17 protein-coding genes are annotated in these 18,800 nt (G+C 71.4%); 8 read left to right on the top strand and 9 right to left on the bottom strand.

Annotation, left to right across the window (positions count from 1 at the left end):
- Window positions 1–55 precede the first annotated feature (55 nt).
- Together B8W67_RS00210 and B8W67_RS00205 are read left to right on the top strand one after the other, a co-directional pair.
- The gene (locus B8W67_RS00210) at window positions 56–1,033 is read left to right on the top strand and encodes a quinone oxidoreductase family protein (RefSeq protein ID WP_085301860.1); all 978 of its coding nucleotides are present in this window, start codon (window positions 56–58) and stop codon (window positions 1,031–1,033) included.
- Window positions 1,030–2,028, top strand: a complete 999-nt coding sequence (locus B8W67_RS00205) for a carbon-nitrogen hydrolase family protein (protein WP_109561682.1) — start codon at window positions 1,030–1,032, stop codon at window positions 2,026–2,028. The genes B8W67_RS00210 and B8W67_RS00205 overlap by 4 nt, the downstream gene beginning before the upstream one ends.
- Here the strand turns inward: B8W67_RS00205 and B8W67_RS00200 are convergent.
- On the bottom strand, window positions 1,959–2,891 hold the full coding sequence (locus B8W67_RS00200; protein WP_069391981.1) for a heme o synthase: 933 nt from the start codon (window positions 2,889–2,891) through the stop codon (window positions 1,959–1,961). The two genes, B8W67_RS00205 and B8W67_RS00200, sit on opposite strands and share 70 nt — an antisense overlap.
- A 247-nt stretch (window positions 2,892–3,138) precedes the next feature.
- On the opposite strand from B8W67_RS00200, the gene tkt reads away from it, so the two are divergent.
- The 6 genes from tkt to B8W67_RS00170 all read left to right on the top strand — a co-directional run bounded on the left by tkt (window position 3,139) and on the right by B8W67_RS00170 (window position 10,014).
- Window positions 3,139–5,241 (top strand): transketolase, encoded by a 2,103-nt coding sequence (gene tkt, locus B8W67_RS00195; protein ID WP_069391980.1) that lies wholly within the window; start codon window positions 3,139–3,141, stop codon window positions 5,239–5,241.
- Between the two features lie 6 nt (window positions 5,242–5,247).
- Window positions 5,248–6,384, top strand: a complete 1,137-nt coding sequence (gene tal, locus B8W67_RS00190; RefSeq protein WP_085301722.1) for a transaldolase — start codon at window positions 5,248–5,250, stop codon at window positions 6,382–6,384.
- Between the two features lie 65 nt (window positions 6,385–6,449).
- On the top strand, window positions 6,450–7,931 hold the full coding sequence (zwf, locus tag B8W67_RS00185; RefSeq protein WP_109470095.1) for a glucose-6-phosphate dehydrogenase: 1,482 nt from the start codon (window positions 6,450–6,452) through the stop codon (window positions 7,929–7,931).
- 34 nt (window positions 7,932–7,965) lie between these two features.
- Entirely contained in the window at window positions 7,966–8,892 is a 927-nt protein-coding gene (gene opcA, locus B8W67_RS00180; RefSeq protein ID WP_069391977.1) for a glucose-6-phosphate dehydrogenase assembly protein OpcA, read from the top strand.
- Entirely contained in the window at window positions 8,889–9,629 is a 741-nt protein-coding gene (gene pgl, locus B8W67_RS00175; RefSeq protein WP_069391976.1) for a 6-phosphogluconolactonase, read from the top strand. Before opcA ends, pgl begins: the two co-directional genes overlap by 4 nt.
- A gap of 7 nt (window positions 9,630–9,636) precedes the next feature.
- Complete coding sequence (locus B8W67_RS00170) at window positions 9,637–10,014, top strand: hypothetical protein (RefSeq protein ID WP_069391975.1); 378 nt, start codon at window positions 9,637–9,639, stop codon at window positions 10,012–10,014.
- Window positions 10,015–10,042: 28 nt separating this feature from the next.
- On the opposite strand, the gene ppc is transcribed toward B8W67_RS00170, so the two are convergent.
- From ppc to yvcK, 8 genes are read right to left on the bottom strand one after another with little or no spacing between them, the layout of a single operon-like run.
- Window positions 10,043–12,916 carry a phosphoenolpyruvate carboxylase gene (ppc, locus tag B8W67_RS00165; RefSeq protein ID WP_085301720.1) on the bottom strand — a complete coding sequence of 958 codons (2,874 nt, stop codon included), beginning with the start codon at window positions 12,914–12,916 and terminating at the stop codon, window positions 10,043–10,045.
- A gap of 33 nt (window positions 12,917–12,949) precedes the next feature.
- A complete protein-coding gene (gene secG, locus B8W67_RS00160; protein WP_069391973.1) occupies window positions 12,950–13,183 on the bottom strand; it encodes a preprotein translocase subunit SecG in 234 nt (77 codons plus the stop codon).
- Window positions 13,184–13,217: 34 nt separating this feature from the next.
- Window positions 13,218–14,003 carry a triose-phosphate isomerase gene (tpiA, locus tag B8W67_RS00155; protein ID WP_069391972.1) on the bottom strand — a complete coding sequence of 262 codons (786 nt, stop codon included), beginning with the start codon at window positions 14,001–14,003 and terminating at the stop codon, window positions 13,218–13,220.
- Between the two features lie 9 nt (window positions 14,004–14,012).
- The gene (locus B8W67_RS00150) at window positions 14,013–15,257 is read right to left on the bottom strand and encodes a phosphoglycerate kinase (protein WP_085301718.1); all 1,245 of its coding nucleotides are present in this window, start codon (window positions 15,255–15,257) and stop codon (window positions 14,013–14,015) included.
- Window positions 15,258–15,270: 13 nt separating this feature from the next.
- The gene (gene gap, locus B8W67_RS00145; RefSeq protein ID WP_085301716.1) at window positions 15,271–16,293 is read right to left on the bottom strand and encodes a type I glyceraldehyde-3-phosphate dehydrogenase; all 1,023 of its coding nucleotides are present in this window, start codon (window positions 16,291–16,293) and stop codon (window positions 15,271–15,273) included.
- Entirely contained in the window at window positions 16,290–16,730 is a 441-nt protein-coding gene (locus B8W67_RS00140; RefSeq protein WP_234806620.1) for a VOC family protein, read from the bottom strand. The genes gap and B8W67_RS00140 overlap by 4 nt, the downstream gene beginning before the upstream one ends.
- Before the next feature lie 44 nt (window positions 16,731–16,774).
- Window positions 16,775–17,752 (bottom strand): DNA-binding protein WhiA, encoded by a 978-nt coding sequence (gene whiA, locus B8W67_RS00135; RefSeq protein WP_084228735.1) that lies wholly within the window; start codon window positions 17,750–17,752, stop codon window positions 16,775–16,777.
- Window positions 17,749–18,789: a uridine diphosphate-N-acetylglucosamine-binding protein YvcK gene (gene yvcK, locus B8W67_RS00130; protein WP_109470094.1), complete on the bottom strand. Its 1,041-nt coding sequence runs from the start codon at window positions 18,787–18,789 to the stop codon at window positions 17,749–17,751. Before yvcK ends, whiA begins: the two co-directional genes overlap by 4 nt.
- Between the last annotated feature and the right edge of the window lie 11 nt (window positions 18,790–18,800).

The following is an 18,800-nucleotide window of genomic DNA, read 5'->3' as shown; positions in this document are numbered from 1 at the left end:
ATGATACGGGGGCACCGGCCCACCCGGCGGCGGTGAACCGGGTTAGATGGGGGTCATGCGCGCCATCGAAGTCAGCGAGGTGGGCGGCCCGGAGGTGCTGCGCCCGGTGCGCCGGCAGCGCCCCTCCCCCGCCCCCGACGCGGTGTTGATCCAGGCCGAGGCCATCGGGGTGAACTTCATCGACACCTATTTCCGTTCCGGGCTCTACCCGCGGGAGGTGCCGTTCGTCGTCGGTACCGAGGTCGCCGGGCAGGTCGTCGAGGTCGGCGAACAGGTGGAGACGCTGCGGGTCGGTGACCGGGTCGTCACCGCCAACGCGTCCGGCGCCTACGCCGAGTACTGCACCGCCCCCGCCGAATTCACCGCGGTCTGCCCGGCCGGGGTCGACGCGGAGACGGTGGCTTCGGCGCTGCTGAAGGGCATGACCGCCCACTATCTGCTCACCTCGGTGTACCCGGTGGGCGCCGGTGACGACGTGCTGGTGCACGCCGGGGCCGGCGGGGTGGGCCTGTTGCTGACCCAGTGGGCGACGCGCCGCGGCGCGCGGGTGCTCAGCACCGTGTCCACCCCCGCCAAGGCCGACGCGGCCCGGCAGGCCGGCGCCGCGGTGGTCCTCGATTACCCCGACGACGATCCGGCGGTCTTCGCCGACCGGGTCCGCGCGCACACCGGCGGCGCCGGCGTGGCCGTGGTCTACGACGGGGTCGGGGCGTCCACCTTCGAGGCGAGCCTGGCCAGCGTCGCGGTGCGCGGCACGCTGGCGTTGTTCGGCGCCGCCAGCGGCCCGGTGCCCCCGTTCGACCCGCAGCGGCTCAACGCCGCCGGGTCGATCTGGTTGACGCGCCCGTCGCTGACCCATTTTCTGCGCACCGGCGAGGAATTCCGCTGGCGCGCCGGGGAATTCCTCGCCGCGGTGGCCGCCGGGGAGCTCGCCGTCACCGTCGGGCACCGGTACCGTCTCGATGACGCGGCGACGGCCCACCGCGACCTGCAGGCCCGGCGCACCGTCGGTTCGGTGGTGTTGGTGCCGTGACCACGACCGTGGCCGCCATCCAGCAGCAGGCGATCCTCGCCGATGTGCCCGCGAACCTGACGATGGCCGAACGCCTGGCCACCGCCGCTGCCGAGGCCGGCGCCGAGATCATCGTGTTGCCCGAGTTCTTCACCACCGGGATGGGTTTCGATCTGGGGCTGGCCACCGCGGCCCTGCCCGCCGACGGTGCGGCGACCGCGCTGCTGACCACCTTGGCGCGCCGGCACGCGGTGACCGTGGGTGGGTCGTTTCTGTGCCGGGGCGCCGACGGGCACACCTACAACCGGTTCGTGCTCGCCGGACCCGGCGGGGTGATCGGCCACCACGACAAGGATCTGCCCACCATGTGGGAGAACTACTTCTACCGCGGTGCGTCCGACCCCGACAGTGACGCCGCGGACGGCGTGCTGCCCACGGTCGACGGCGTCACCGCCGGCGCGGCGCTGTGCTGGGAGTTCATCCGCACCCAGACGGCGCGGCGACTGGCCGGGCGGGTCGACGTGGTGGTCGGCGGCTCCTGCTGGTGGAGCGTTCCCGCCTGGGTGCCGCGACGGATCACCGCCGACTGGGAGGCCGCCAACGCCGCCACCGCGGCGCGCGCCGCCCCGGTGTTCGCCCGGCTGGTGGGCGCCCCGGTGGTGCATGCCGCGCACTGCGGCACGCTGCACTGCCGGCTGCCCGGCACGCCGGTGACCTACCGCGGTCACCTGGAGGGCGGGGCGGTCGTCGCCGCCGCCGATGGGACCGTGCTGGCCCGTCGCGGCCCGGACCGCGGCGTCGGGTTCGCGTTGGCCACGATCACGGTCGGCCGGGTGCCGCCGGCACAGCGGACCCCGGCCGGGTTCTGGCTGCATCAGCGCGGCCCGCTGCCGGCGCTGGCGTGGGCCTACCAGAACCGCCTAGGCGCGCGGTGGTATCGCCGTCATCACCCCAGCACGGTGGGCAGCACGAACGCCGAGTCGACGGCGAGGGCGCAGAACACCACGGCGAGGTAGTTGTTGGACTGCAAGAACAGCCGCAACGGCTGAATCGGCTGGCCGCGCCGCACCCCGGCGTAGAGCTGGTGGGCCAGGAACAAAAACCACGCCCCTGCCGCCACCGCCACCGCGGTGTAGAGCCATCCGGTGACCGGGATCAGCGCCAGGGTCGAGGCCACCATCAACCAGCTGTAGATGACGATCTGCCGGGTGACCTGGCGTTCGGTGGCGACGACCGGCAGCATCGGCACCCCGGCGGCCTGGTAGTCGTCCTTGTAGCGCATGGCCAGCGCCCAGGTGTGCGGCGGGGTCCAGAAGAAGATCACCGCGAACATCGCCAGTGCCGGCCAGGCGATGGAGTCGGTCACCGCCGACCAGCCGATCATCACCGGCATGCACCCCGCGGCCCCGCCCCACACGATGTTCTGCGCGGTGCGCCGTTTGAGCACCAGCGTGTAGATCACCACGTAGAAGGCGATCGTGGCGACCGCCAGCACACCGGAGAGCAGGTTGGTGGTCTGCCACAACCACACGAACGCCGCGACACCGAGCACCAGCCCGAAGATCAACGCGTGGCGGGTCGGCACCGTGTCGCGGGCCAACGGCCGGCGCGCGGTGCGTTTCATGATCTTGTCGATGTCGGCGTCGGCGACACAGTTGAGGGTGTTGGCGCTGGCCGCGGCCATCATGCCGCCGACCAGGGTGGCGCCGATCAGCAGCATGAACTGCAGGTCCATGGTGTCGCGGTGGGCCAGCAGCATCGCCGGGATCGTGGTGACCAGCAGCAGTTCGATGATGCGCGGCTTGGTCAGGGCCACATACGCAAGCAGCCGGTCCCGCAACTTCGGTGCGGTCGGTCCGACACGCACCCGAACGCTCACGCAAATACTCCTCAGATCACCCGGCGTCCATCGGTGCGCCGGCTTCTACTACATCCGATGGTAGACCGCGGACCCGTTTTGACCGAACCGGCCGTGCTGACGGGCCACCGGCGGCGCCCGCGGTCAGCCCGCAGGCGCTACCCGCGGGTAGCGCCCAACCCCGGCGCGGCGGTGCGGACCACCGGCGCCGCGACTAAGGTCTGGAAGGAGAAACCCCTCCCCGTCGATCCCCGAGGAAACAACGTTCGTGACCACAGCCGAAGACATCGCCACGCTGACCGAGCCCCGCCTGCCCGACGACTGGACGGCGGTCGACACGGCCGCGGTCGATACGGCCCGGCTGCTGGCCGCCGACGCCGTGCAGAAGTGCGGCAGCGGACACCCGGGGACCGCGATGAGTCTGGCGCCGCTGGCCTACACGCTGTTCCAGCGGGTGATGCGCCACGACCCGGCCGACACCGAGTGGGTGGCCCGCGATCGTTTCGTGCTCTCGTGCGGGCACTCCAGCCTGACGTTGTACATCCAGCTCTACCTCGGCGGGTTCGGCCTGGAGCTGGCCGATCTGGAGGCGCTGCGCACCTGGGGGTCGAAGACGCCCGGACACCCCGAGTACGGCCACACCCGCGGCGTGGAGATCACCACCGGACCGCTGGGGCAGGGCCTGGCCTCGGCGGTGGGCATGGCGATGGCGGCCCGCTACGAGCGCGGCCTGTTCGACCCGGACCCCGCGCCGGGGGCCAGCCCGTTCGACCACCACATCTACGTCGTCGCCTCCGACGGGGACATCGAGGAGGGGGTGACCAGCGAGGCGTCGTCGCTGGCGGCGGTGCAGCAGCTGGGCAACCTCATCGTGTTCTACGACGACAACAAGATCTCCATCGAGGACGACACCACGATCGCGTTGTGCGAGGACACCGCCGCGCGTTACCGCGCCTACGGCTGGCATGTGCAGACCGTCGAGGGCGGTGAGAACGTCGCGGCCATCGAGGAGGCGATCGCCGCCGCGAAGGCGGTCACCGACCGGCCCTCGTTCATCTTGCTGCGCACCGTCATCGGCTATCCGGCGCCGACGAAGATGAACACCGGCGCGATCCACGGCGCCGCCATGGGTGAGGACGAGGTCGCCGCCACCAAACGGGTCCTCGGGTTCGACCCGGAGAGCCACTTCGCGGTCAGCGACGAGGTCATCGCCCACACCCGCTCGCTCGTGCAGCGCGGCAAGGCCGCCCACGACGCCTGGCAGGCCGACTTCGACGCCTGGGCGAAGCGCCACCCGGAGCGCAAGGCCCTGCTGGACCGGTTGTTCGCCGGCGAACTGCCCGACGGCTGGGACGCGGACCTGCCGTCCTGGGAGCCGGGCAGCAAGGCGGTGGCCACCCGGGCGGCCTCCGGGGCGGTGCTCGCCGCTGTCGGCCCGACTCTGCCCGAGTTGTGGGGCGGCTCGGCGGATCTGGCCGGCTCCAACAACACCACCATCAAAGGCGCCGACTCGTTCGGCCCACCGACGATCAGCACCAGCGAGTACACCGCCCACTGGCATGGGCGCACCCTGCACTTCGGGGTCCGCGAGCACGCGATGGGCGCGATCCTGTCCGGGATCGTGCTGCACGGCCCGACCCGCGCCTACGGCGGCACGTTCCTGCAGTTCTCCGACTACATGCGCCCGGCGGTGCGGCTGGCCGCGCTGATGAACATCGACACGATCTACGTGTGGACCCACGATTCGATCGGGCTCGGCGAGGACGGCCCCACCCACCAGCCCGTCGAGCACCTCGCGGCGCTGCGCGCGATCCCGAACCTGTCGGTGGTGCGCCCGGCCGACGCCAACGAGACCGCGTACGCCTGGCGCACCGTGCTGGCGCGCGGTGCCGAAAGCGGCCCGGTCGGGCTGGCCTTGACCCGCCAGGGCGTGCCCGTGCTCGCCGGCACCAGCGCCGACGGGGTGGCGCGCGGCGGTTACGTGCTCGGTGGGGCCGGCGCAGCGGACCCCGATGTGGTGCTGATCGGCACCGGATCCGAGCTCCAGCTCGCCGTGGAGGCACAGAAATTGTTGGCCGACAAGGGCATTGAGGCACGCGTGGTGTCGATGCCGTGTCTGGAGTGGTTCGCCGCCCAGCCCGCCGAGTACCGCGACGCGGTGCTGCCGCCGGCGGTGACCGCCCGGGTCGCGGTGGAGGCCGGGGTGGCGCTGAGCTGGCACCGCTGGGTCGGCGACACCGGCGAGATCGTCTCGATCGAGCGGTTCGGGGAGTCGGCCGATTACAAGACGTTGTTCCGCGAGTACGGGTTCACCCCGGAGGCCGTCGTGGCGGCCGCCGAGCGCACCCTGCACAACCAACGAGAGGGGTAAGACCCAATGAGCACACCAACCCAGAATCCGAACCTGGCCGCGCTGTCGGCCGCCGGCGTCTCGGTGTGGCTGGACGATCTGTCGCGCAGCCGGCTGACCACCGGCAACCTCGCCGAGCTGATCGCCACCCGCAGCGTGGTCGGCATCACCACCAACCCGACGATCTTCCAGAAGGCACTCGCCGAGGGCGACCTCTATGACGCCCAGATCGCCGAGCTCGCCGCCCGCGGCGCCGACGTCGACGCCACGATCCGCACCGCCACCACCGACGACGTGCGCGACGCCTGCGACGTGCTGGCGCCGCAGTGGGAGGCCTCCGGCGGGGTCGACGGGCGCGTCTCGATCGAGGTGGATCCGCGGCTGGCCCACGAGACCGACAAGACGGTGGCCCAGGCGGTGGAGCTGTGGAAGATCGTCGACCGGCCGAACCTGTTCATCAAGATCCCGGCCACCAAGGAAGGCGTGCCCGCGATCACCGCCACCCTCGCCGAGGGCATCTCGGTCAACGTGACCTTGATCTTCTCGGTGCAGCGGCACCGCGAGGTGATGGAGGCGTTCCTCGCCGGACTCGAGGCGGCACGCACCGCGGGCCACGATATTTCCCAGATCCATTCGGTGGCTTCGTTTTTCGTATCCCGGGTCGACACCGAGGTCGATAGTCGGCTGGAGAAGATCGGCACCCCTGACGCGCTGGCGCTGCGCGGCCAGGCCGGGGTCGCCAACGCCCGGCTTGCCTACGCCGCCTACCAGGAGGTGTTCGAAAACGCACCGACCAACAGCCGGTTCGCCGCGCTGGCCGAGGCCGGCGCGCGGGTGCAGCGCCCGCTGTGGGCGTCGACCGGGGTGAAGAACCCCGACTACCCCGACACCCTCTACGTCACCGAATTGGTCGCACCGAACACGGTCAACACCATGCCGGAGAAGACGATCGAGGCAGTCGCCGATCACGGGGCGATCAGCGGCGACACCGTCAGCGGCACCGCGGCGGCCGCCGGGAAGGTCTTCGACCAACTCGCCGGTGTCGGTATCGATCTGGTCGATGTGTTCGAGCTGCTCGAGGTCGAGGGCGTGCGCAAATTCGAGGATTCGTGGGCTGAACTGTCCACCGAGACCCAGGCCCACCTCGACGCCGCTGGCAAGTGAGCGTCACCGCCGCCGAGGAGTGGCGTAATCCCCGAAACCCGCTGCGCGACAAGCGCGACAAGCGGATGCCGCGTATCGCCGGCCCGTGTGCGGTGGTGATCTTCGGGGTGACCGGCGATTTGTCGCGCAAGAAGCTGATGCCGGCGATCTACGATCTGGCCAACCGCGGCTTGTTGCCGCCGAACTTCGGGCTGGTCGGGTTCGCCCGCCGGGACTGGGCCGACGAGGATTTCGGGCAGGTGGTCTACGAGGCGGTGCGTGACCACGCCCGGACCCCGTTTCGTCAGGAGGTCTGGGACCGGCTGGCCGAGGGATTCCGGTTCGTGCCGGGCACCTTCGACGACCCGGAGGCGTTCGCCCGGCTGGCGGCCACCTTGACCCAGCTCGACACCGAGCGCGGCACCGGCGGCAACCACGCCTTCTACCTGTCGATCCCGCCGAAGACGTTTCCGGCGGTCTGCGAGCAGCTGCACGCGAGCGGGCTGGCCGATCCGCGGCCGGGCCGGTGGAGCCGGGTGGTGATCGAGAAGCCGTTCGGCCACGACCTGGCCAGTGCGCGCGAACTCAACCGGGTGGTCAACCGGGTGTTCCCGGAGGAGTCGGTGTTCCGCATCGACCACTATCTGGGCAAGGAGACGGTGCAGAACATCCTGGCGCTGCGCTTCGCCAATCAGCTGTTCGATCCGATCTGGAACGCCCACTACGTCGACCATGTGCAGATCACCATGGCCGAGGACATCGGGCTCGGCGGACGCGCGGGCTACTACGACGGGATCGGTGCGGCCCGCGACGTCATCCAGAACCACCTGCTGCAGCTGCTGGCGCTGACCGCGATGGAGGAGCCGGTGAGTTTCGGCCCCTCGCAGCTGCAGGTCGAAAAGATCAAGGTGCTCTCCGCGCTGCGGCTGGTCGGGCCGCTGGAGCAGACCACCGCACGCGGCCAGTACGTGGCCGGGTGGCAGGGCGGCGAGCAGGTCGTCGGCCTGTTGGAGGAGGAGGGCTTCGCCCACGACTCGGTCACCGAGACGTTCGCCGCCCTCACGTTGGAGGTCGACACGCGCCGTTGGGCGGGGGTGCCGTTTTACCTGCGCACCGGCAAACGTCTGGGCCGGCGGGTCACCGAGATCGCCCTGGTGTTCAAACGCGCCCCGCATCTGCCGTTCGACGCGACCATGACCAACGAACTCGGCAAGAACGCCCTGGTGATCCGGGTGCAGCCGGATGAGGGCATCACGTTGCGGTTCGGGTCGAAGGTGCCGGGGCACTTGATGGAGGTCCGTGACGTCAACATGGACTTCTCCTACGGGTCGGCGTTCGCCGAGGACTCCCCGGAGGCCTACGAACGACTCATCCTCGATGTGCTGCTCGGGGAGCCGTCGCTGTTCCCGGTCAACGCCGAGGTGGAGTTGTCCTGGGAGATTCTCGACCCGGTGCTCGACCGGTGGGCCGCCCACGGCCGGCCCGACCCGTACCCGGCCGGCAGCTGGGGCCCGGAGTCGGCGGTGCGGATGTTGGCGCGCACCGGCCGGGAATGGCGGCGGCCGTGACGGGGCGCCACGGCCGCGGAGAGGAGCGGTGCCGATGATCCTGGATCTGCCCGACACCACCACCACCGCGATCAACAAACGACTCGACCAGGTCCGCGAGGAGGTCGGCGCGGTCACGATGGGCCGGGTGCTGACGCTGATCGTCGTACCCGGCGACGACGCCGGTGCGGCCGACTCGTCCCTGGTGGCCGATTCGATCGACGCGGCCAACGCCGCCAGCCACGAGCATCCGTGCCGGGTGATCGTGGTGTTGCGCGGTGACCCCGCCGACGCCGCCCGCCTCGACGCGCAGCTGCGCGTCGCCGGCGACGCCGGAGCCGGTGAGGTGGTGGTGCTGCGGCTCTTCGGGCCGCTGGCCCAGCACGCCGAGTCGGTGGTGGTGCCGTTTCTGCTGCCCGACATCCCGGTGGTGGCGTGGTGGCCCGATCAGGCTCCGGCCCGCCCGGCCGAGGACACCTTGGGCCGGCTGGCGGTCCGGCGGCTCACCGACGCCACCAACAGCGCCGACCCGCTGGCGGCGATCCGCGGTCGGCGCGCCGGCTACACCGCCGGCGACACCGACCTGGCGTGGAGCCGCATCACCTACTGGCGGGCCCTGCTGGCCTCCGCGCTGGATCTGCCGCCGCATGAACCGGTCACCGGTGTGGTGGTGTCGGGGCTGGCCACCGAACCGGCGCTGGACATCCTCGCCGGCTGGCTGGCCAGCCGGCTCGACGCGCCGGTGCGCCGGGAGATCGGCGCGCTGACCATCGAGATCACCCGCGGCACCGAGACGATCACGCTCAGCCGCCCGCAGGACGGGGTGGTCGCGACGTTGAGCCGCACCGGCAAACCCGACACGCTGATCTCGCTGCCGCGCCGCGACGTCGCCGAATGCCTCGCCGAGGACCTGCGCCGCCTCGACGCCGACGAGATCTACTGCTCGGCCCTCGAGGGCCTCGACCGAGTGGAGTACCGATGAGCACCCCGCAGACCACCGTGCACACCTACCCCGACACCGCGACGCTGGTCGCCGCGGCCGGGGACCGCCTGGTGGGCGCGATCGAGGCGGCACTGTCCACCCGCGGGCGAGCGCGCATCGTGCTCACCGGCGGGGGCACCGGAATCGGACTGTTGCGCCACGTCGCCGCCCATCCCGCGGCGATCGACTGGACGCGGGTGCAGGTGTTCTTCGGCGATGATCGGTTCGTTCCGGCCGACGACGCCGAGCGCAACGCCAAACAGGCCGGTGAGGCGCTGCTGGACCGGGTGGGCATCCCGGCGGGCAACGTGCACGCGATGGCCGCCAGCGACGACCCGGACACCGGCGACGACCTCGACGCCGCGGCGGCGGCCTACGACCGGGTGATCGCCGCGGTCGACGACTTCGACGTGCACCTGTTGGGGATGGGCGCCGAAGGCCACATCAACTCGCTGTTCCCGCACACCGCGGCCATCGCCGAGACGACCCGACTGGTGGTCGGGGTGCCCGACTCCCCCAAGCCGCCGCCGCGGCGGATCACGTTGACGCTGCCGGCGGTGCGCCGCGCCCGGCAGGTGTGGCTGGTGGTGTCGGGGGCGGCGAAGGCCGAGGCGGTCGCCGCCGCGGTCGGCGGGGCCGATGCGGGCGAGATCCCGGCGGCCGGGGCGATCGGCAGCGAACACACCGTGTGGTTACTTGACGCAGAAGCCGCCGCGGCGCTGCCGCAGCGGCCATAATGAACCCATGGTAGACCGATCCGACCGCGACACCCCGGTTCGGGGACGCATCAAGACGCTGGCCCAGGCCGCGATGAACGCCGACGTCACCGTCGGCCAGGTCGATGAGGTGCTCTCCGGGCTCAGCGGCACCATCGAGGGGCTGGACACGTCGATGGTGGCGCTCAACCGGACCCTCGACCACCTCGATCGCACGTTGGCCAGTCTCGACGAGGTCACCACCTCGCTGGGCGGGGTGGTCGACCGGTTGGAGGCGATCGCCGAGCGGGTGGAGTACATGCTGGGGCTCAAAGACCTTCGCGGGGCGGTGGGTTCACCCCTGGCGATGGCCGAGTCGGCGGTGCGCGGCGCGGTCAACACCGTGTTCGGCTGGACGCGACGCTAAGCGACCTTGAGCGACCCGCGCGGACCGGTCAGCCGCTGTTGCGCAGCGCGCTGGCCAGACCGTTCATCGTCAGCAGGATGCCGCGGCGCACCTGCTCGTCGTCGTCGCCGGCGCGGTAGCGGCGCAGCAACTCCACCTGTAGGTGGTTCAGCGGCTCCAGGTACGGGAACCGGTTGAACACCGATCGGGCCAGCCCCGGGTTGTCGGCGAGCAGGTTCTGTTCGCCGGTCACCTGCTGGTGCATGGCGATGGTGCGGGCGTGCTCGTCGGCGATGTGCCCGAACACCGTGGCCCGCAACGCGGGGTCCTCGACCAGGTCGGCGTAGCGGTCGGCCAGCCCGAGATCGGTTTTGGCCAGCACCTGGGCCATGTTCGACAGCACCGTGGTGAAAAACGGCCACCGCCGGTAGAGGTCGCGCAGCACCGCCAGCCGGTCTGCGCGGCTCTGCGGCCCGGCATCGAGCCACCCCTCGATCGCCGAGCCCACCCCGTACCAGCCGGGCAGCATCACCCGGCACTGGCTCCAGGACAGCACCCACGGGATGGCGCGCAGATCCTCGATCGCGGCGGTGGGTTTTCGGCTGGTGGGCCGGCTGCCGATGTTGAGCTCCCCGATCTCGGTGACCGGGGTGGACTCGGTGAAATAGTCGACGAAGCCGGGGGTGTCGTGCACCAGCGCCGCGTAGGCGGCCTCGGCGCGCTCCGCCAGGTCGTCGAGCACCGCGTAGGCGGCCTCGGCGTCGGCGCCGAGGCCCTCCACATCCAGCAGCGTCGACTCCAAGGTGGCGGCCAGCAGCGCCTCCAGGTTGCGGTGCGCGGCGCGCGGCTCGGCGTATTTCGCGGCGATCACCTCCCCCTGCTCGGTGAGCCGCAACGACCCGGACACCGCGCCGGGCGGCTGGGCCAGGATCGCCTCATAGCTGGGGCCACCGCCGCGCCCGACGGTGCCGCCGCGCCCGTGGAAGAGCCGCAGCCGGATCCCGGTGGCCCGCGCGGCGTCGACCAGCGCCTGCTCGGCGCGGTAGAGCGCCCAGTTCGCCGCCAGGTACCCGCCGTCCTTGTTGGAGTCGGAGTAGCCGAGCATGACCTCCTGGGTGTCGCCGTGCGCGGCGACCAGCGCCCGGTAGCCGGGCAGCGCGAGGGCGTCGGTGAGGATCCGCGCACCGCGGTGCAGGTCGTCGATGGTTTCGAACAGCGGCACCACCCCGACCGGGTTGACCACCTCCGGTCCGGCGACCCCCGATCCGTCGAGCAGGCCGACCTCCTTGAGCAGGACCGCCGCCTCCAGCATGTCCGAGACCGATCGGCACATCGAGATCACGTAGTTGGGCACCGCCCGCGGCCCGAACGCCGCGACCGCGCGGGCGGCCTCGGTGAGCACGCCGAGCTCGCGGGTGGCGACCTCGGAGAGCACCGCCCCGGGACGCAACAGCGGGCGGCGGGTTGCCAGCTCGGCGGCCAACAGTGCCACCCGCTCGTCCTCGCCGAGCCCGGCGTAGTCCGGATGCACCCCCGCCCACGCCATCAGCTCGGCGACCACGTCCTCGTGCACGTCGGAGTTCTGCCGCAGATCCAAACCGCTCAGGTGGAACCCGAACGCGTGCACCGCTTCGCGTAGCCGCGCCAACCGGTCGTCGGCGAGCACGCTGCTGCCGTGGCCGCGCAGCGACGCGTCGACGGTGTCGAGGTCGGCGCGCAGTTCCGCGGCGGTGCGGTAGGCCGGCACGTCCAAAACCAGCAGATCCGGCGGGTCGCGGTCCAGCAGACCGGTCGCCGTCGCCGACAGCCGTGCCCGGATCAAATCGATCACCTGCCGGTACGGTTCGTCGTCGCCGGATTCGGATGCCGTCGCGCCGGCCAGTGCGCTCAGCGCCGGGCTGACGGCGACCAGCCGCCCCGACAGCGACAACTCCCGGCCCAGCTCCCGCAGCTCACCGAGGTAGTGGCTGAGCACGGTGAAGGCGGCGCTGCCGGTGGCGTAGCGGACCACCTCGGCGGTCACGTTCGGGTTGCCGTCACGGTCCCCGCCGATCCATGAGCCCATCCGCAGGATCGGCTCGGCCAGCAGTTCCGGGTCGGGCCAACGCTGCCGCAGCGCGGCGCGCAGCTCCGCGTTGAGCCGCGGCACCACCTCGAAGAACGCCGCCGGGTAGTAGCGCAGACCCATCTTGATCTCATCGGTGAGCTGCGGGCGGGTCAACCGGGTCAGCGCGGTCTGCCACAGCAGCAGGATCGCTTGGCGCAGCTGCAGTTCGATGTCACGGCCGTCGTCGGTGGTGGTGTGCCCGGCCGCACGCAGCCGCATCAGCACGGTGATGCGGTGCTGGGTGGTGAACACGCTGCGGCGGCGGGTCTCGGTGGGATGGGCGGTGATGACCGGGCCGACCAGGGCGCCGGCCAGCGCCGCGGTGACCGCCGGGGTGTCCAGCTCGCCGGCGGCGCGCAGCCGGTCCAGCTTGGCGTAGGTGGCCTCCAGGCTGGAATCGGGGGGCGGGTCGCCGGCGGCGACGTGCACGGCCCGGCGCCGTTCCCGGTGGATGTCCTCGGCGACGTTGGCCAGCAACGCGAAATGGCTGAACGCCCGGATCACCGGGATCGCCGCGGCGGTGTCGAGCCCGGCGAACATCGCCGCCAGGTCCGCCCGGTCGATCTCGGAGCGGCGCACCCGAAACGACTCCACCCGGGCCCGTTCGACCAGCGCGAACACCTCGTCGCCGTGCTGGTCGCGGATCGTGTCGCCCAGGATCGCGCCGAGCAGGCGGATGTCGTCGCGCATCGGCTCGGTGGCGTCGCGGCCCACCCGGGTTCGCTGAACCGCGCCGATGGGACTCAACGCGGTGTCGGACGGGATGTTGTCGGACGGGACGGTGTCAGACGGGACGGTGTCGGACGGTTCGGCCATAGGCCCCAGTATCGGTGCTCCGGGGTCGCCGGGTCAGGCGTATTTGATCAGCAGACCCACGCCGACGATCGACACCACCCAGATGCCGGTGACGAACAGCGTCACCCGGTCGAGGTTCTTCTCCACCACGGTCGACCCCGAGAGGCTGGACTGCACACCCCCGCCGAACAGTGTCGACAGTCCCCCACCCTTGGCGCGGTGCAGCAGCACCAGCAGCATCACCAGGATGCTGGTGATCACCAAGATGATCTTCAGGGTCAAAATCATGGGCTCACCCTATCGCACGGCCGTCGCCCGGCCGTCACGGCAGCGGCCCGCCGGCGGCGATCGCCGACAGCGTGGCGAACTGCTCCCCGTCCAGGGAGGCACCGCCGACCAGGGCGCCGTCGACGTCGTCGCACCCGATCAGCTCTCCGATGTTCTTGGCGTTGACCGACCCGCCGTAGAGCACCCGCACCGTCTCGGCGACCGCCGGAGTGGCCAACTGCGCCACCTCCGCACGGATCGCGGCGCACACCTCCTGGGCGTCGGCGGCCCCGGCCACCCGTCCGGTGCCGATCGCCCAGACCGGCTCGTAGGCGATGACGCTGGCGTCGATCTGCTCGGCGGACAGCCCCGCCAGCGAGCCACGCACCTGCTGCACGCAGTACTCGACGTGGTCGCCGGCCTCCCGGATCTCCAGGCCCTCCCCGACGCAGACGATCGGGGTCAGTTCGTGTTTGAGCGCCGCCGCCGCCTTCGCCGCGACCAGCGCGTCGTCCTCGCCGTGGTAGGTGCGCCGCTCGGAGTGCCCGACCACGACGTAGCTGCAACCCAGCTTGGCCAAAAACGCCCCGCTGATCTCGCCGGTGTAGGCCCCGGAGTCGTGCGCCGACAGGTCCTGGGCGCCGTAGGTCAGCTGCAGTTTGTCCCCGTCGATGAGGGTCTGCACGCTGCGCAGGTCGGTGAACGGCGGCAGCACCGTGACATCGACGTGGGCGAAGTACTTCTCCGGCAGGGAGAACGCGATCTTCTGCACCAGCGCGATCGCCTCGAAGTGGTTGAGGTTCATCTTCCAGTTGCCGGCGATCAGCGGTTTGCGGCTCATGGCTGTCCTTTACTGTCCCGTGCTGCGCAGCACGTCGAGGCCGGGCAGGGTTTTGCCCTCCAGATATTCCAGCGACGCCCCGCCGCCGGTGGAGATGTGGGAGAAACCGTCGTCGGGCAGGCCCAGGGCGCGCACCGCGGCCGCGGAGTCGCCTCCGCCGACCACCGAGAACCCGCCTTTGGCGGTGGCTGCGGCGATCGCCTCGGCCACCCCGCGGGTGCCGGCGGCGAACGCCGGGAACTCGAACACGCCCATCGGGCCGTTCCAGAACACGGTTTTCGCGTTCGACAGCAACGCGGTGAACCGCTCCACCGAGCCGGGCCCGATGTCCAGGCCCATGCGGTCGCCGGGGATCGCGTCGGCGGGGACGGTCTGCGGCTCGGCGTCGGCGGCGAACCGCTCGGCGACCACCACGTCGACCGGCAGCCGGATCACGTCGTGGTAGGTCTCCAGCAGCCGCTTGCAGGTGTCGACCATCTCCGGCTGCACCAGCGAGGTGCCCACCGACAGTCCCTGGGCGGCCAGGAACGTGAAGCACATGCCGCCGCCGATCACCAGGCTGTCGGCCTTGTCGGCCAGCGACTCGATGACCGCCAGCTTGTCGGAGACCTTCGAACCGCCCAGCACCACCGCGTAGGGCCGCTCGGTGGATTCGGTCAGCTGAGTCAGCACGGCCACCTCGGCGGCCACCAGGCGCCCCGCGTAGGAGGGCAGCAGGGTGGCCACGTCGTAGACCGAGGCCTGCTTGCGGTGCACCACCCCGAACCCGTCGGAGACGAACGCCCCGGCGCTGCCGTCGGGGGCGGCCACCAGCTCGGCGAGTTCACGGGCCAGCGCCAGGCGCTGCGCGTCGTCTTTGCTGGTCTCGCGCGGGTCGAAGCGGATGTTCTCCAGCAGCAGCACATCGCCGTCGGTGAGTCCCTCCGCGCGGGCCAGCGCGTCGGTGCCGACCACATCGGTGGCCAGCTGCACGTGTCGGCCGAGGCGCTCGGCCAGGGCGGCGGCCACCGGCGCCAGGGACAACGCCGGGTCCGGGCGGCCGTCGGGCCGGCCCAGGTGCGCGGTGACCACCACTTTGGCGCCGGCGTCGACCAGCGCGGACAGGGTGGGCACCGAGGCGTCGATGCGCCCGGAATCGGTGATGGCCCCGTCGGCGTCCAGCGGGACGTTCAAATCGGAGCGCACCAGCACCCCGCGCCCGGCCACCCCCTCGGCCAGCAGGTCGGCGAGAGACTTGATCGCGGTGTCGGCCACGACGTGCCCGCCGCTACAGGGACTTGCCGACCAGGGCGACCAGGTCGACCAGCCGGTTGGAGTAGCCCCACTCGTTGTCGTACCAGGAGACCACCTTGGCCTGGTCGTCGATGACCTTGGTCAGGCCGGCGTCATACAGCGAGGAGTGCGGGTCGGTGACGATGTCGGACGACACGATGGGCGCGTCGTAGTACTTCAGGATGCCCTTCATCGGTCCCTCGGCGGCGGCCTTCATCGCGGCGTTGATGTCCTCGACGCTGGCCGCCTTGTTCAGGTGGGCGGTCAGGTCGGTGACCGAACCGGTCGGGATCGGCACCCGCAGCGCGTAGCCGTCGAGTTTGCCCTTCAACTCGGGCAGCACCAGGCCGATCGCCTTGGCCGCACCGGTGCCGGTGGGCACGATGTTGACCGCGGCGGCGCGGGCGCGGCGCAGGTCGGAGTGCGGGCCGTCCTGCAGGTTCTGGTCCTGGGTGTAGGCGTGGATGGTGGTCATCAGACCCTTGACGATGCCGAACTCGTCGTTGAGGACCTTGGCCAGCGGGCCCAGGCAGTTGGTGGTGCACGAGGCGTTGGAGATGATCTTCTGGCTGCCGTCGTACTTGTCGTCGTTGACGCCCAGCACGATGGTGATGTCCTCGTCGGAGGCGGGCGCGGAGATGATCACCTTCTTGGCCCCGGCGTCGAGGTGGCCCTGCGCCTTGTCCCGCTTGGTGAAGATGCCGGTGGACTCGACGACCACGTCGACGCCCAGGTCCCCCCACGGCAGCGCGGCCGGGCCCTCTTTGACCTCCAGGGCCTTGATCTTGGTGGAGCCGACCACGATGGTGTCCTCGCCGTCGAGGCTCACCTCGTGGGGCAGCCGGCCGAGGATGGAGTCGAACTTCAGCAGGTGCGCCAGGGTGGCGTTGTCGGTGAGGTCGTTGACCGCCACGATCTCGATGTCGGGGCCGTTGCCCTGCGCCTTCTGCGCATCCAACGCCCGGAAGAAGTTGCGCCCGATTCGACCGAAGCCGTTGATACCTACCCGGACCGTCACTGGTCTGTCCTCATTTCTGCTGAAGTCTGGTGTGCTCCGCCCACCAGCCTAATGGGCGCCGGCATGAGCACTATCGTCCACCCGTCGGGGTCCAGAAAAGCCACCGCCCCGTGACGGCCCCACCACGGGTTGTCCGGCGTCACCGCACGGGCGCCACTGCGGCGGCAACGGTCGGCCACCGCCTGTTGCCCGGCGGTCGATTCGAAATAGAACACCAGCAGGTTCTCCCGGGTCGGCGCGGTCCCGTCTATGCCGTCGCCTATGCCGTCACGGTGGGCGACGAACTCCAGGTGGTGGTGTTCGCCGGGCAGCCCGAACATGACCACCGACCAGTCCCCATCGGTGTTGCGATGCAGCTCCGGGAGGCCCAGCACCGCGCCGTAGAACTCGATGATGTCCGCGAGCCGGGCGGTGGGCCGGGCATGCCGAACCTGCACCGCCGGGAGATGCGCGGGCCACTGCCCGGTCGGCGGCGGCGGGCTCACGCCTCGTCGAGCAGGTCGGGGGTGACCGCCGACTCGGTGTCGGGAACCCCGTCCTGTTTGGCCTTGCGGTCGGCCATCGACAGCAGCCGCCGGATCCGCCCGGCGACGGCGTCCTTGGTCATCGGCGGGTCGGCCAGCCGGCCGAGTTCCTCCAGCGAGGCCTGCCGGTGCTCGACCCGCAGCTTGCCGGCCTCGGCCAGATGCGACGGCACGGTGTCGCCGAGGATCGCCAGCGCCCGCTCCACCCGGGCGGCGGCGGCGACCGCGGCGCGCGCCGAGCGCCGCAGGTTGGCGTCGTCGAAGTTGGCCAGCCGGTTGGCGGTGGCGCGCACCTCCCGGCGCATCCGGCGTTCCTCCCAGATCAGCCGGGTGTCCTGGGCGCCCATCCGGGTCAGCAGGGTGCCGATCGCTTCGCCGTCGCGCACCACCACCCGGTCCGCGCCGCGCACCTCCCGGGCCTTGGCCGACACCCCGAGGCGCCGGGCCGCACCGACCAGGGCCAGGGCCGCCTCCGGGCCGGGACAGCTGACCTCCAGCGCCGAGGAGCGGCCGGGCTCGGTCAGCGAGCCGTGGGCCAAAAAGGCGCCCCGCCAGGCCGCCTCGGCATCCCCGACGCTGCCGCCGACCACCTGGGCGGGCAGCCCGCGCACCGGGCGTCCGCGCAGGTCCAGCAGCCCGGTCTGGCGCGCCAGCGCCTCCCCGTCGGCGGAGACCTGCAGCACGTAGCGGGTGTTCTTGCGGATCCCGGTGCCGGTGAGCACCCGCACCGTGGCGGTGTAGCCGTACAGGTCGAAGATGTCCTTGCGCAACCGGCGCGCGGTGATCCCCAGGTCCAGTTCGGCTTCGACGATCACCCGGCCGGACACGATGTGCAGGCCGCCGGCGAAACGCAGCAGGGCGGCGACCTCGGCGCGTCGGGCAGTGACCGAGGTGACCGGGAGACGGCTCAGCTCATCTTTGACCTCTGCGGTCATCGCCACCCGTCGTCACCTCCCCGTCCCTCCACACCGGCACGCTGTGGTTGCTGTTCGACCCGCACCGGGGCGGTCTTCGCGGCGGCACCGGCGCCGCGCGTCCGCACCGCGTCGAGCGCGGCAGCCAACTTCGCTGGGTCATGTAAAGGTGTACCAGGTCGGGCCACATCGGCAAACTGGACCTCGGCGCCGAGCAGGGTGGCCGCGCGGCGCAACTGGTCGCGTTCCCGCTGGCCGGCGACCCCCTGGGCGTCCACGACGATGTCGTGCACGGTGAACCCGGGCGCGTGCTGGGCGAGCACGTGCAGGTGCCGTTCGGTGGAGAACCCGGCGGTCTCCCCCGGCTCGGCCACCAGGTTGAGCACCAGGGCCCGACGCGCGGAGGTGGCCTGCAGGGCCGCGGCCAGCCCCGGCACCAGCACGTGCGGGATGACACTGGTGAACCAGGAACCGGGGCCGAGCACCACCAGATCGGCGTCCATGATCGCGTCGACCGCCTGGCGGGTGGCCGGCGGATCGTCGGGCAGCAGCCGCACCCGGCGCACCTTGCCGGGGGTGGTGGCCACCGCCACCTGCCCGCGGATGACCCGCGGCACCCGCGGATCGGACTCCAGGCCGGAGACGTCGGCCTCGATCTGCAGGGCCACCGGGCACATCGGCAGCACCCGGCCCTTGACCCCGAGGATGCGGCCGAGCTCGTCGAGGGCGGCCACCGGGTCGCCGAGCACCTCGGAGAGACCGGCCAGCATCAGGTTGCCGATCGGGTGGCCGGCCAGCGCGCCGCTGCCACCGAAGCGGTGTTGGATCAGCGTCGCCCACAGCCGGCCCTGCCTGCTGTCGGAGGCCAACGCGGCCAGCGCCATCCGCAGATCACCGGGCGGGACGATGTCGATCTCGCTGCGCAGCCGGCCCGACGAGCCACCGTCATCGGCGACGGTGACCACGGCGGTGACGTGCGGACTCAGCCTGCGCGCGGCGGACAGGGTCGCGTAGAGACCGTGGCCACCGCCGAGGGCGACGATGCGATGGTCGGTCATCGGGGGCGGCG

Origin of the sequence: Mycolicibacillus koreensis, assembly GCF_002104795.1 — a bacterium.
In the GTDB taxonomy this organism is placed as follows: Bacteria; Actinomycetota; Actinomycetes; order Mycobacteriales; family Mycobacteriaceae; genus Mycobacterium; species Mycobacterium koreense.
This window is presented reverse-complemented; position numbering and strand designations above follow the sequence as displayed.